Annotated in this window: 14 protein-coding genes; all 14 read right to left on the reverse strand. The window is 52.6% G+C overall.

Annotated elements, in window-relative coordinates:
• Positions 1-70: 70 nt before the first annotated feature.
• The 14 genes from KNP60_RS05115 to KNP60_RS05180 all read right to left on the reverse strand — a co-directional run bounded on the left by KNP60_RS05115 (position 71) and on the right by KNP60_RS05180 (position 13646).
• Entirely contained in the window at positions 71-1372 is a 1302-nt protein-coding gene (locus KNP60_RS05115) for a uracil-xanthine permease family protein (protein WP_214752666.1), read from the reverse strand.
• A gap of 48 nt (positions 1373-1420) precedes the next feature.
• Complete coding sequence (gene pyrR, locus KNP60_RS05120; RefSeq protein WP_034777096.1) at positions 1421-1954, reverse strand: bifunctional pyr operon transcriptional regulator/uracil phosphoribosyltransferase PyrR; 534 nt, start codon at positions 1952-1954, stop codon at positions 1421-1423.
• A 200-nt stretch (positions 1955-2154) separates the two neighbouring features.
• Positions 2155-3066, reverse strand: a complete 912-nt coding sequence (locus KNP60_RS05125; RefSeq protein ID WP_034777094.1) for an RluA family pseudouridine synthase — start codon at positions 3064-3066, stop codon at positions 2155-2157.
• Entirely contained in the window at positions 3066-3539 is a 474-nt protein-coding gene (gene lspA, locus KNP60_RS05130) for a signal peptidase II (protein ID WP_034777092.1), read from the reverse strand. Before lspA ends, KNP60_RS05125 begins: the two co-directional genes overlap by 1 nt.
• Positions 3540-3597: 58 nt before the next feature.
• Entirely contained in the window at positions 3598-6324 is a 2727-nt protein-coding gene (gene ileS, locus KNP60_RS05135; RefSeq protein WP_034777090.1) for an isoleucine--tRNA ligase, read from the reverse strand.
• A 270-nt stretch (positions 6325-6594) separates the two neighbouring features.
• Entirely contained in the window at positions 6595-7140 is a 546-nt protein-coding gene (locus KNP60_RS05140) for a DivIVA domain-containing protein (protein WP_021067053.1), read from the reverse strand.
• Between the two features lie 18 nt (positions 7141-7158).
• Positions 7159-7929 carry a YlmH family RNA-binding protein gene (locus KNP60_RS05145; RefSeq protein WP_034777088.1) on the reverse strand — a complete coding sequence of 257 codons (771 nt, stop codon included), beginning with the start codon at positions 7927-7929 and terminating at the stop codon, positions 7159-7161.
• A complete protein-coding gene (locus KNP60_RS05150) occupies positions 7930-8202 on the reverse strand; it encodes a YggT family protein (protein ID WP_021067051.1) in 273 nt (90 codons plus the stop codon).
• A 4-nt stretch (positions 8203-8206) separates the two neighbouring features.
• Positions 8207-8674 carry a cell division protein SepF gene (locus tag KNP60_RS05155; protein WP_029595732.1) on the reverse strand — a complete coding sequence of 156 codons (468 nt, stop codon included), beginning with the start codon at positions 8672-8674 and terminating at the stop codon, positions 8207-8209.
• A 23-nt stretch (positions 8675-8697) separates the two neighbouring features.
• Positions 8698-9351: a YggS family pyridoxal phosphate-dependent enzyme gene (locus tag KNP60_RS05160; protein WP_214763863.1), complete on the reverse strand. Its 654-nt coding sequence runs from the start codon at positions 9349-9351 to the stop codon at positions 8698-8700.
• Positions 9348-10109, reverse strand: a complete 762-nt coding sequence (pgeF, locus tag KNP60_RS05165; RefSeq protein WP_214797041.1) for a peptidoglycan editing factor PgeF — start codon at positions 10107-10109, stop codon at positions 9348-9350. The genes KNP60_RS05160 and pgeF overlap by 4 nt, the downstream gene beginning before the upstream one ends.
• A 55-nt stretch (positions 10110-10164) precedes the next feature.
• Positions 10165-11310 (reverse strand): cell division protein FtsZ, encoded by a 1146-nt coding sequence (gene ftsZ, locus KNP60_RS05170; protein ID WP_034777081.1) that lies wholly within the window; start codon positions 11308-11310, stop codon positions 10165-10167.
• Between the two features lie 48 nt (positions 11311-11358).
• Complete coding sequence (gene ftsA, locus KNP60_RS05175) at positions 11359-12648, reverse strand: cell division protein FtsA (protein WP_034777079.1); 1290 nt, start codon at positions 12646-12648, stop codon at positions 11359-11361.
• 227 nt (positions 12649-12875) lie between these two features.
• The gene (locus KNP60_RS05180; RefSeq protein ID WP_214752659.1) at positions 12876-13646 is read right to left on the reverse strand and encodes a cell division protein FtsQ/DivIB; all 771 of its coding nucleotides are present in this window, start codon (positions 13644-13646) and stop codon (positions 12876-12878) included.
• Between the last annotated feature and the right edge of the window lie 9 nt (positions 13647-13655).

The raw sequence follows: 13655 nt of genomic DNA on the forward strand, positions 1-13655 counted from the left end.
GGACGCCTTCATTTGGGTAGACTACACCCAAATAAACGAGCCTTCACTTTGCCGACCTCACGGGATCGAATTAAAAGTTACTTGCTTGTCGTGTATCTTCAGTTGTTTCGGCAGCAGCTTCGTCGACCGCTTCTTCTTTTGGCAAGAAGGCGTTCAAGAGGATCCCGACGACTGTGGCGAGTGCCATCCCTTGAACCGGGAAGCTTCCGAGTTGGACCATGGCCCCACCAAGTCCGATGACGAGGATGACTGAGGCGATGATGAGATTGCGTTTCTCAGCGAGGTCGACGTTGCTTTCGACCATCGTCCGCAGACCGTTCGAAGCGATGACTCCGAACAAGAGGATCGAGATGCCGCCTTTGACCGGGTTCGGGATCGTCGAGATGAACGCTTCGACGTGACCAAGGAAACCAAAGCTGATAGCCATGAGCGCTGCTCCGGCGATGACGTAGACACTGTACACTTTCGTGATGGCCATGACCCCGTTGTTCTCACCGTAAGTCGTACACGGTGGACCACCGAGCGCCGAGGCGACCGCTTTCCCGACCCCGTCGCCGAGGAGTGTCCGATGGAGACCTGGATCTTTCATCGTTTCGCGTCCGATGATTTTTGACGTGACCATTTGGTCGCCGATATGTTCCGTCATCGTGACGAGCGCGACCGGGACGATGGCGAGCAGTGCTCCGACTTGCCACATCGGCATGTAGTCGACGAACACCATCGTGAAGTCAGGCAGTTGGAACAAGCTCGCTTGACCGAGCGCCGAGTAGTCGATGATGCCGAACAGGGCGGCGATGATGTAACCACCGATGATACCGAACAAGATCGGTACGGCGCCCCATACTCCTTTGAGCGTCGTCATAGCGAACATCGTGATGCCGAGCGTGAGAAGCGCGACGGTGATGAACGTTCCATTGTAGGCACCGTCTTTGTTCATCGACATGTCGATGGCGACCGGTGCGAGCGATAAGCCGATGACCATGATGACCGGACCGACGACGACTGGCGGCAAGAGGCGCAGCAACCAGTTCACACCTGTCTTATAGATGATGAGCGAGACGACACCGTAAACCGATCCGGCGATGATGCCACCGAACAAGGCGGCTTCGACACCCCATTGCTGGCTGACGGCGATGATCGGGGCGATGTAGGCGAAACTTGACCCGAGATAGGTCGGGACTTTGAAGCGGGTAATCGCTAGGAATGAGAGCGTGGCCACACCGGAAGCGACGAGGGCGACGGACGTGCTTAGGCCCGTCAAAATCGGGACTAAAATCGTCGCTCCGAACATGGCGAAGACGTGCTGCAGGCTGAAGAGCAGCCATTGCGGTAAGTGAGCGGGACGCTCGTGGATGTTGAGGATGGGTTTCATATGTGGTTCTCCTTCCTGGCCTCTCTGGACCACCTTAAAGGTTTTGGATTATTGCTGTTTGATAAACACTTCGTCGGTCGTGTCGACTTCACTGAGTCGGACGACGACTTGTTCTGACTTCGAGGTCGGGACGTTCTTGCCGACGAAGTCTGGGCGAATCGGTAGCTCGCGGTGTCCCCGGTCGATCAAGACAGCGAGCTGGATGTAATCCGGGCGACCGTGGTCGACGAGTGCGTCCATGGCGGCTCGCACCGTCCGGCCCGTGTAGAGGACATCGTCAATCAAGACGACCGTCTTGCCGTTGATGTCGTGTGGCAGTTCAGTCGCTTTCACTTCCGGGTCGAGTGACTTCTTAGACAGGTCATCCCGGTACAGCGTGATGTCTAAGTTACCGAGCGCGATCGGTTTGCCTTCGATTTCTTCGATGCGGCGGGCGAGTCGGTCGGCGAGCGTCTCGCCTCGGGTTTTAATCCCGACGAGCACGACGTTGTCCGTTCCTTTGTTGCGCTCGATGATTTCGTGAGCGATTCGGGTAAGTGCACGGCGGATGGCCGCTTCATCCAATATGGTAGAACGTTTCAAACGTTTCCCCCCTCTCTCAAATTATACAAAAAAGAAGACTTCCTCATCCGGCTGGAAAAGGAAGTCTTCATATGTGAGGGCAGACCTCTGCCTCAAATAATCGACGTGTCGTGGCCGCGGCCACAATCCTTTCACAGCCTCTCTGGACTGGGTTTAAAGGTGTTATGCTTCCTAGACTATAAATCGGAATCGGTTGAAAGTCAACGCGTTTTCTCGATTTTGTCCAATTTTGCAAGTTCCGCTTCGAAGTCGGCCGGGAGCGGCGCCTCGAATTCGAGCCATTCGTCCGTGCGTGGATGGAAGAAACCGAGCGTCGCCGCATGGAGCGCTTGTCCGTTCAATTGAATCGTGCGGCGCGGACCATATTTCGGGTCACCAGCGAGCGGATGGCCGATATAACGCATATGAACACGGATTTGGTGCGTCCGTCCCGTCTCGAGCTTACACTCGACGAGTGTGAAGTCTTTATACCGCTCGAGCAGACGGAAGTGCGTGATCGCTTCTTTCGCGTTCTTGTCCGTCACTGTCATCCGCTGACGGTCGTTCGTGTCACGCCCGATTGGCGCCTCGATCGTCCCGAGCTCATGGGCAACTTCGCCGTGGACGAGAGCGATATATTCACGCTTGATTTTACGATCCTTCAACTGGCTCGCGAGCGATTCGTGGGCCACATCGTTTTTCGCGACCATGAGGAGACCGGTCGTGTCTTTATCGATGCGGTGGACGATGCCTGGTCGTTTGACACCGTTAATACCTGACAAATCGTCACAGTGATAGAGGAGTGCGTTGACGAGCGTGCCTGACGTATGACCGGCCGCCGGATGGACGACCATGCCGCGTGCCTTGTTGACGACGATGACATCCTCGTCCTCATAAACGACGTCGAGCTTGATATTCTCTGGCAACACTTCGAGTTCGACGGCCTCCGGGACCGTCACGACGATTTCGTCACCTTCTTGCAGTTTATAGTTCGGCTTGACGACCTGGCCGTTGACGAGGAGGTCCCCCGCCTTGATCCAGTCTTGGATTTGCGAACGTGACCAGTCACTTTGTTCGCTCATCCATTTGTCGATACGTGCCTTTTCTTCGGCGACAAATGTGTAAGTTTCCATTACGATTGTCCCCTTTCTTTGTTTAATTTTTCTTCGAACAAGACGCCGATGATCATGAAGATGACCCCGAACGTGAGCGCCATATCGGCGACGTTAAAGATTGGGAAGTTGTAGCCGAACGGATACGTGTCGACGAAATCGACGACTTCACCACGAAACAGACGGTCGATGAAGTTCCCGATCGCACCGGCGAGCAATAACCCGACGCTATAACCGAGCAGATCAAACCCGTTCACTTCTTTATGCAAGAAATAAATCAAGCCGACGACGACGACCGCAGTGACGATGAAGAAGAACACCATCTGCCCTTCGAGCATGCCCCAGGCCGCGCCTTTATTGCGGTAAGACGTCAAGTAGAGCAATTCTGGGATGAGCTCGATTGACTGCCCGATCGTCATCGTCTGGACGACAATCCATTTCGTTACTTGGTCGAGCAAGATGAGGAAAAGTGCTAATCCGTAATAACGTTTCATCAGATTCTCCTTTCAAGTCATAAGAAACCGGAGTGGACGATCGCCACTCCGGTCCGGCTTATGCGATGACTTCAGTACAACGCGGGCAAAGCTCTGGATGTTCAGCATTTTGACCGAGCTCGGTCGAGTATGTCCAGCAACGGGCACAAGCGGCACCGTCAGCCTTCATGACGCTGATTTCGGCCGTCGCATAATCGACATCGGCCGATTCGACGTAATCGAGTTGCGACACTTGAAGCAACTGACGAACGTTATCGATCGTCTCGAGCAACTGTTTCGTCTCACCTTTTGGCGCGACTTGTAGTTTCGCTTCGAGCGGTTTACCGATCAACTTCTCGCCACGGGCGATCTCGATCGCTTTCAAGACGTCGTCACGGAACGTGAGGAACTTCGACCATTTAGCAAGCAATGCCGTCTCATCTTCTGTGAGCGGTGCCACTGCCTCAAGGTCTGTCAAGAAGACGCTATCAGCTGTCTTCGCCGGCACTTCTTGCCACACTTCGTCCGCTGTGTGCGGGAGGATTGGTGCGAGCAATTTCGTGAGCGTGACGACCGTGTCATACATGACCGTTTGAACGGCACGACGACGTGCGTCGTCTTCACGTTCGATATACAGAATATCTTTCGTGAAGTCGAGATAGAACGACGACAATTCGTTGACACAGAAGTTATGGCTCAAGTGATAGACAGCCATGAAATCGAACGTGTCGTACGCTTTGACGACTTTCGTCTGAAGTTGCTTGAGTTTTGTCGCCATGAAGCGGTCCGCTTCCGGCATGTCTTCGAAGGCGACACGCATCGATGGGTCGAACCCGTTCAAGTTACCGAGCAAGAAGCGCAACGTGTTGCGGATCTTCCGGTAGACTTCCGACACTTGTTTGAAGTTATCGTGCGATGCGCGGACATCCGACTGATAGTCGACCGACGATACCCAAAGACGGACGATTTCCGCTCCGTATTGTTTGACGAGATCGTTCGGTGCGATCGTGTTGCCGAGTGACTTCGACATCTTACGTCCGTCGCCGTCGAGGACGAAGCCGTGGCTGAGCACGTTGCGATACGGCGCTTTGCCCGTCGTCGCGACTGCCGTCGAGAGTGACGAGTTGAACCAGCCGCGGTATTGGTCCGAGCCTTCAAGGTACAAGTCGGCCGGACGGCGCAAGTTATCGCGCTGTTCGAGTACGCCCGCATGAGACGAACCTGAGTCAAACCAGACGTCCATGATGTCGAGTTCTTTCCGGAACTCGCCGTTCGGGCTGTTCGGGTGTGTAAAGCCTTCTGGCAACAAGTCTTTCGCTTCACGCTCATACCAGACGTTCGAGCCGTGCTCATGGAACAAGTTGGCGATGTGGTCGATTGTCTCGTTCGTGATGATCTCCGTGCCGTCTTCGGCGTAGAAGATCGGAATCGGGACACCCCATGCCCGTTGACGGCTGATGACCCAGTCCCCACGGTCACGGACCATGTTGTAAAGGCGCGTCATGCCCCACTCCGGTACCCAGTTCACTTCTTCGATTTCACGAAGCATGTCGGCACGGAAATCTTTGATTGACGCGAACCATTGTGGTGTGGCGCGGAAGATGACCGGTTTTTTCGTACGCCAGTCGTGCGGGTACGAGTGCTTGATGAATTTCAAGTTGAGGAGGTAGCCGTTCTCTTCAAGCTTCATGCCGATTTGTTTGTTCGCGTCTTCATAGAACAAACCTTCGAAACCTGGCGCCTCCTCTGTCATATAACCACGGTCGTCGACCGGGCAGAGGACGTCGAGTCCGTAAGCTTGTCCGACACGGTAATCGTCTTCCCCGTGACCTGGTGCTGTATGGACGAGACCTGTCGCGTCAGCCGTGACGTGATCGCCGATCATGACGAGCGATGTCCGGTCATAAAGCGGGTGCTGAGCCGTCATGTGTTCGAACTCGCGCCCGTTCCAAGAACCGCTCACCGTGTAATCCGTCCAGCCGAGTGCCGTCGTCACGTCTTCGACGAGCGTTTCGGCAACGATGTACCCTTTGCCGTCGTGCTCGATGCGCGTGTATGTCAACTCGTCGCTGACCGCAATCCCAAGGTTGGCCGGGATCGTCCATGGTGTCGTCGTCCAGATGACGAAGTGGTCCGTTGTCGCTAAGACGTCTTTGCCGTCGACGACTTGGAACGCCACGTAGATCGCCGGTGACTTCTTGTCATAGTATTCGATTTCTGCCTCGGCGAGGGCCGATTCAGAAGACGGTGACCAGTAGACCGGTTTCTTCCCTTTATAGATGTAACCCTTCTCGGCCATCGTCCCGAACAAGCGGATTTGAGCCGCCTCATATTCCGGCAATAGCGTGATATACGGGTTGTCAAAGTCAGCCATCAGTCCGAGACGCTTGAACTGCTCGCGTTGCGAGTTCACTTGTTCCATCGCGTACGCCGCACACTTCTCGCGGAACTCGGCGACCGTCATCTCTTTACGATTGACGCCTGCTTTTTGAAGCGCGTTCTCGATCGGGAGACCGTGTGTGTCCCAGCCCGGGATCATCGGCGACTGGTAGCCGTTCAATGATTTGAAGCGGACGATGATGTCTTTCAATACTTTGTTGAGCGCATGGCCCATATGGATGTCGCCGTTCGCATACGGAGGTCCGTCATGCAGGATGTATTGTGGCTTTCCGGCATTTTTTTCTTGGACGCGGTTATATAGGTCCATCTGTTCCCAAGCCTCGTGCATCGCTGGCTCGCGTTTCGGCAGATTTCCGCGCATCGCGAATTCTGTTTCAGGCATCAATAGTGTGTCTTTGTAGTTCATTGAAACTCCTCCTGCATCTTTTTTTGACAACAAAAAAACCCGCCCCTAATAGGGACGAGTTGGTCGACTCGCGGTACCACCCTACTAATCTCAGGGAAAGCCCCGAGACCGCTCTTGGTAACCGATAACGAGGTCAGGCGGTCGCGCTTACTAACTTCAGCCCGACACTCATAGGGGATACCGATAAAGTCTTTCTCTTAGGCTTGCACCTTCCCTAAGTCGCTTCGTAGGTATGACTTTATCGACGTGTCCTAATCGACGTATTGTGTATTATCCGTGATGTTTGGTTGGTATGACTTCGTCGTCATTATACGCAAGTTCGGTCGTATCGTCAAGAACCGTCTGGACCGGCGGCTCCCCGACAATCGTGTCCCATTCCGTGCTGTTCAACAGCTCCATCTGAGCATCGACGAGGACGCGGAAGCGGGTCCGGTACAACTCGACTTTTTTGAGCATTTGAATGACTTCGCGCTCAGCGAGCTGTTCTTTACGTGACGCTTCTTCCTCACGGGCGAGCGCCTCGCGTTCGGCCTGCTTCAAAATGAGACTCGCTTCTTTCGCCGCGTTCGTCTTCACTTCTTCGGCAGCCTCTTGGGCGACGATAATCGATTTGTTCAACGTGTCTTCCATCGAGGAGAAGTAGTCGATACGGGCTTGCATATCGTTGACGAGTTCTTCGTACCTTCTATTCTCACGAATCAATAGCTCAAACTCTTTGATGATTTGATCTAGAAATTCATTGACCTCATCGATATCGTACCCGCGAAAACGAGTCGAGAACTCTTTATTATGAATATCAATCGGTGTCAACGCCATTCGACTTTCCTCCTAAGTTCAACGTATGATGCCATACTGGATTTTTATTTTCTCACGTTTCGTCGAGCCGAGAATCGCCGTCAATTTGACACGGCCATACCCTCGGATCGAGACCAAATCGTCTGGTTCAAGGATGAAGCTCGCATCGTCAATCGGTTTATGATTCACTTTGCAGTCTCCATGTTTGACGAGCGCCTGCGCTTTTTGCCTTGATAATCCGAGCACTTCGCTGACGACCGTGTCAAACCGGAGCGATGAGACGATTCCGAACTCGTCGCTCCATTTGACTTCGGGCACGACGAGCACGGACTCGGGCGGCACCTCTGAGATGCGAATCCGGGCCTTGCCGACCCGGTCGACGTTCATCTCGATGAACCCAACCGCCTCACGCGTCGTCGCGAATTGGGCGACGCCGTCGTCGAGGACGACATCTCCGAATTTTTGACGCTTCAACCCAGCGTTCAAGAGCGTACCCGTCACCTGACGATGCGTCAATTCGACAAATTTGGTTGGATAGTCGATTTGACGAATCGCGATATCAAAATCGTTCGGGTCGAGCTCGTAATAGTCCGGAGCGAGGATGAGTCGACGCCGTTCCGCGCCTTCAAATCCGCCGTCCTCATAAATCGCGAGCTGCTTCCCGACGAGTTGCCGGACGATTTGTTGCTCGCGTGGATCTAAAAAGTCCGTCACTTTAAACACATAGTTGTCCTCGACTTGTTGAACCCAATCGAGCACTTGCTCGACAAACGGGCGCTCATTCGGACGATAATGATCGAAGACGCTCATTTAAATACCGAAAATCGCTCGCACTCCAAATTGTGCCATCCGTAGCACAAATAAAGCGACGATTGGGGAGATATCGAGCATCCCGCCGATTGGTGGGATGATTCGACGAAACGGGTTTAAAAACGGCTCGCATAGATACGATAAAATTTGACCAAATTTAGATTCGCGCGCATTTGGGAACCACGATAATAAAATATAGGCAATCAAGACCCAACTATAATACCCAAGTAATGTAACGATCGTGTTGCCTAACGCAGGTATAGCATTTTCCATTCAGTTACCACCCTTTACTGTTGAGTTCGTCCTCCGAAATCAAATTCGAGATCGATCCCGTCAACTCGATGTTGTTTGGAGTACATAGAATCGTGTTATGTCCAATCGACGTCATCGTCCCTTCTAACGCATAGACGACACCTGACAAGAAGTTGACGACTTGACGAGACTGCTCTTTCGACATCCGTTGGAGGTTGACGATGACGGCCCGGTTTTCTTTCAATTGGTCGCTGATGTCTTGGGCTTCGGCGAATACACGCGGTTCGGCCAAGACGACTTTTGAACGTTCTTTCTTCTTCGTGTTCAACGCGACGATATTGTTCGATGTTTTCGGACGGTCCTCAGTTTTGACGATTGCCTCCGTCATCGGTTGTGTCTTCGTTTCGGCGACAGCATACTCGTCTCCTTCGAACTGGTTGTTCGGATCTTCCTCGAGTCCAAAGAAGTCCTTCATTTTGTTTTTGATTGACATAACGGATTCCTCCTTAAAATATATTATTGCACAAGTACGGTTCCAATACGAACAAACGATGCGCCTTCTTCGATCGCCAACGTGTAGTCGTTCGACATCCCCATTGACAGTTCGGTACACGGTGCATGCGGATAGGCAAGACCTGCGACGTCATCGCGCAATTGTCTCAAGTTTCGGAACGTCTCCCGAATCACCGTCTCGTCCTCTGTGAACGGTGCCATCGTCATCAATCCGATGATCCGCACGTGAGGATACTGTTTACAGTTCTCGATGAACGGGATGACTTCCTCTTTTTCGAGACCATGTTTTGATGCTTCGCCCGATATGTTCACTTGCACGAAACAATCGATCACGCCTTGGGCGCGCTTATCGATCTCTTCGGCGAGCGAGAGACGGTCGAGCGAATGGATCGCTGCCACATGGTCGATAATTTGTCTCACTTTACGTGTCTGCAGGCTGCCGATGAAATGAAACTTGGCATCAGGCGGCAACTGCTCGACTTTTTCAAGCAATCCTTCGGGACGATTTTCGCCGAAATCACGGATGCCTTCCGCATAGAGGGCGTTCGCCACGTCGGGACCGACCGATTTCGTGACCGCGATGAGCGTCACCGCTTGATCGGTCCGATGCGCGTCGATCGTCTGTCTGACTTGATTCACATTATTCGCTATACTCACGATTTCTTCTCCTTGACGAGGACGGCCGCAAATCGACGTTTGGCATCTCCATTCCGATACGAGAAAAAGCTTCGATCGGCTACGGTCGACAAGTTCGATTGGGTCACCTCGATATTTCGTTCAGCGGCGAGCGTCTCGTTCACTCGTTGCAGGGATAGATGGGCATGGCCTGCCTTTTCGTCCGAGACTGATGCTTCATAAGCTGCCGGCGAGACAGCTTCGACCGCATCAAGGACACGGCGGTCGACCTCGTAATGGTCGGCCGTGATGGCTGGTCCGACAAACATATCAATATCTTGTTCCGGTACGCCCAATGTTGCAAATGCATCGGTCATCGAGGCCACGATGTTACCGACTGTCCCTTTCCAGCCTGCGTGTGCGACACCAATGACGCCATGGTCTTTGGCGCAAAAGAACAGCGGGACACAATCAGCGAACACGAGGGCGAGCGGTAACGAGTCAACCGTCGTGACGAGACCGTCCGTCGCCGGAATCGTCTCATCGTAACGGTACGCTCCTCTGCCTCGGTCAGCGTCTCCGACGACTTCGACGTTTGTTTGATGCACTTGGTCGGCCCATACCGAATCAGCGAGGTCGAGACCGGCCGCTTCAAAAAATTGCTTTCGATTGGCGACGACCTGGTCTGCGTCATCTCCGACGTGGAGTCCGACGTTGCCTTCGTTATGTCCGTCGGTCCGGGTCGTCACATAAGCGCGGAAGCGATAAGTCTCGGTTTCCCATGTATGTAACAGTCGCATATGATTCTCCTTTTTTAGAAAAAGGGGATGCCGAGAACCGGCACCCCCCTGTTGTTTAGTTACGGCGTTGTCTTACGAACGCTGGGATGTTGATCGTCTCGTCTGGGACGTCCCCGCCATAGACCGGTCTATGGAAGTTCCCTTCATCTTGTGGCGCAGCTTCTTGCGTTTTCGGTTGAGCCTCACGGTTCACTTCAGCTTCCGGTTTTTTCTTCGGTTGCTGGAGGAACGGGTTCGTCCCTTGCGCTTCTTCTGCGAATTCAGTTGCGATCACGGTTACGATGATCTCGTCGTTCAAGTTTTCGTTGATGACCGAACCGAAAATCAAGTTCACTTCTTCATCAGCGGCACTTTGTACGATTTGAGCAGCTTCCGTGACTTCGAACAAGCTGAGGCTAAGTCCGCCTGTGATGTTCATCAAGACACCTTTCGCGCCTTCGATTGAAGACTCGAGAAGTGGAGATGAGATGGCTTTCTTCGCTGCCTCGACGGCACGGTTCTCGCCTGTCGCGACACCGACACCCATGAGGGCCGAGCCTTTTTCTGTCATGATCGTCTTCACGTCAGCGAAGTCGAGGTTGATGAGTCCAGGGATGGCAATCAAGTCTGTGATCCCTTGGACACCTTGACGAAGGACATTATCCGCTTCACGGAACGCTTCAATCATCGGCGTATTGCGCTCGACGATTTCAAGCAACTTATCGTTCGGAATAACGATGAGTGTATCGACTTTTTCTTTGAACGCTTGAATCCCGTGTTGGGCGTGTTGCATCCGTTTGCGTCCTTCGAACATGAACGGTTTCGTGACGACACCGACCGTGAGCGCTCCGATTTCTTTCGAAATCTCAGCGATGACAGGTGCAGCCCCAGTCCCGGTTCCTCCGCCCATACCTGCTGTGACGAAGACCATGTCGGCGCCGTCAAGCGCTTCAATCAACTGTTCACGGCTCTCTTCTGCCGCTTTTTTCCCGATATCAGGATTTGCGCCGGCACCGAGGCCACGCGTCAATTTCGCGCCAAGTTGAAGCTTCACGTCTGCTTTTGACATGTTGAGTGCTTGCGCGTCTGTGTTGACGGCGATGAACTCGACACCTTGCACTCCGTGCTCGATCATGCGGTTGACGGCGTTTGAACCGCCACCACCGACTCCAATTACTTTAATTTTTGCTACGGCGTCAATCGCCTCATCAAAGTACATCATTTCAGGTATCCCCCTACGTAATTTCCAATTGTTAACACAACGTCAAGTTTACACGCCAAATAGTTTTTCCATTAAGCGGCCAAATCCATTTTTCGTTTCGCGATCGTCCCGCTCCACATCCACGTCGTGGTCGTGGTCGTTTGGCATCGTGCCGTCCGGTTTCGTGACGGTCACGCGCTCTTCCGGCTTTTCAAGTCGTGACTTCGAGACGTGATGATCGCTCATAAGCACGTACTTGAGGACGCCGACCGCGGTCGCGTATTTCGGGTGTCTGACGCCAATCGACGAAGGCTGATACAGTCTCGTCGTTTGACCCATAACACGAGTCGCCAATTCTTGGATGCCAGGTAAAGCAGCGGCCCCACCGCAGAGGAGATATCCTCCACTGAGCGTCGGGACGCCTACCTTTTGCACTCTATTCAACACAAGCGTAAACATTTCCTCTATTCTTGCCTCTAAAACATAACTAATTTCTGCTTGCGGTTCGAACGTGACTTCTCCGTTAATGTTCGTGAACGAGAAGCCCTCGGATGCGTCGGCCATTTCTTCAAGGGCGAGTCCGTATTCTTCTTTCGCCACTTTGGCGTCCTGGTATTTACAGTTGAGCTTGTAAACCAAGTCGCGTGTCATATGATCGCCTCCGACAGGAAGGATATATGAGTAGACAAGGTCGCCCCGATAGAAGACAGAGACGGTTGTCTTTTCATGTCCGATATCGATCAATCCGATACCAAGATCGATTTCGTCGACAGATGCCGCGCTCATACCGAGTGCCAAGTTGCCGAGGACGAATCCTTCGAGTTTCAGACCCGCTCGTTCGATGGAGCGACGAATGCTATGTAAAATCGTCTTCGAACCAGTTACCATCTTCCCGTGCATCTCTAAACGATAGCCGAGCATTCCCCGAGGATCGACGACACCTGTCTGTTGATCGACCGTGAACGACGACGGGATCACATCGATGACGCTCATCTCGTCCGGCAAGCGCATGACTTGCGCCGAGTTGATGACTTCGATGACATCTGTATCCGTGATTTCTTGGTCTTCTCGTTTGACCGACGCGATTCCGTGACATGGGGCGATTTGGATATGTTCCCCTTCGATGGCAACATATACCGACCGAATTTGATCACCGAGTGCCGCTTCGGCATGTTCGACGGCTTGTTTGATGGCTTGAACCGTCTTATCGATGTCGACGACGGCGCCACGTTTTACTCCTGCAGACGGGGCACACCCCTCCGCCAAAATGTTAAGCGTTCCCCCGAGTAATTCACCCACGACGAGCTTAATTTCTGACGTTCCTATATCCAATGCGGCCACATAACCATTCGCTTCCAAAAGGGAAACACCTCCGCGCTTTAATTTCTATACTTGAATTCCGTTACATTGTTACAGATATCCAAAAATATTGTTAGGTCCGGCAAGATATCTCACGTCTAAGTTTACAACAAATAAGATAGTGAGAAAAGGTAGAATCCTACAAATTAAGCGGTTTTGGGGTGTCAATTCGATTACAATCGATAAAAAAACAGCCCTTATGTGTCTAAGGACTGTAAAATATCAGATTATTCTTTCGGTTTTTCATACGGGACGAAATAATATCCGCCATCCATGACGACAGTTCCCCGTTGTCCTTTTGGAATGTTTTCATAGATTTCACCGTATTTGGACACGGTTTGACTGAGCTTGAACGTCGGCGTTTGAATCGTGTTGCCGTCGTTCATATAAATCTCATATCGAGTCGATTCCCCGTCTTGTTTCGAGAACACGATTTCCGACATCCGGGCCCGCATCGCGTCATCGACTTGTTCAAGCTCAGTCGCGATTTTCTCGAGTTCCGTTTTATCCGTGAATTCACGCAAGAGTGGACCGTCCTTTAACTTCTCAGGGTCGGTGATACCGCCAGTCGGATGAAGCGAGCCATCGGCAAGTACCGCGACTTCTTCTTGATCCGTCCGCGAATACGCGATCATCTTTTCTTCTTCGACATCGATTGTCACGATGTTATACCATGAGCGGTCGACGTCGACATCTTTCACGCCAGGCACGGCGCGGAGTTCTCGTTCAATCTCCTTCGGTGACACTTGAACGATTTTTGTGGACGTATCGATGTCCGTCCCGGCGAGCACGTACTCTTCTGTCAGCCAGGACAGACCGTTCACGTTCACCGCCTTCACGTCAGAGACCGATGTCTGCATATATACGACGAGTGCGATCAGCACCGCGAATAAGATCAAAATGGTCGACAAGCGTCGGTTCGCTTTTTTACGACGCTGATCTTTCATATACGGGATACGGTCTTCTAAACTACGAACGGTGTTCTGACGTGTCTCCATGTCTATTCT

This window comes from Exiguobacterium sp. s5, from assembly GCF_018618075.1.
GTDB classification, from domain to species: domain Bacteria; phylum Bacillota; class Bacilli; order Exiguobacteriales; family Exiguobacteriaceae; genus Exiguobacterium; species Exiguobacterium mexicanum_A.

Excerpts from the sequence above, each read along its gene's own strand:
- KNP60_RS05180 (WP_214752659.1), bottom strand. The coding sequence starts at position 13,646 with ATGGAGACACGTCAGAACACCGTTCGTAGTTTAGAAGACCGTATCCCG.
- ileS (WP_034777090.1), bottom strand. The coding sequence starts at position 6,324 with ATGAACTACAAAGACACACTATTGATGCCTGAAACAGAATTCGCGATG.
- KNP60_RS05145 (WP_034777088.1), bottom strand. The coding sequence starts at position 7,929 with ATGAGCGTCTTCGATCATTATCGTCCGAATGAGCGCCCGTTTGTCGAG.
- KNP60_RS05115 (WP_214752666.1), bottom strand. The coding sequence starts at position 1,372 with ATGAAACCCATCCTCAACATCCACGAGCGTCCCGCTCACTTACCGCAA.
- pgeF (WP_214797041.1), bottom strand. The coding sequence starts at position 10,109 with ATGCGACTGTTACATACATGGGAAACCGAGACTTATCGCTTCCGCGCT.
- KNP60_RS05125 (WP_034777094.1), bottom strand. The coding sequence starts at position 3,066 with ATGGAAACTTACACATTTGTCGCCGAAGAAAAGGCACGTATCGACAAA.
- KNP60_RS05150 (WP_021067051.1), bottom strand. The coding sequence starts at position 8,202 with ATGGAAAATGCTATACCTGCGTTAGGCAACACGATCGTTACATTACTT.
- KNP60_RS05140 (WP_021067053.1), bottom strand. The coding sequence starts at position 7,140 with ATGGCGTTGACACCGATTGATATTCATAATAAAGAGTTCTCGACTCGT.
- KNP60_RS05155 (WP_029595732.1), bottom strand. The coding sequence starts at position 8,674 with ATGTCAATCAAAAACAAAATGAAGGACTTCTTTGGACTCGAGGAAGAT.
- ftsZ (WP_034777081.1), bottom strand. The coding sequence starts at position 11,310 with ATGATGTACTTTGATGAGGCGATTGACGCCGTAGCAAAAATTAAAGTA.
- lspA (WP_034777092.1), bottom strand. The coding sequence starts at position 3,539 with ATGAAACGTTATTACGGATTAGCACTTTTCCTCATCTTGCTCGACCAA.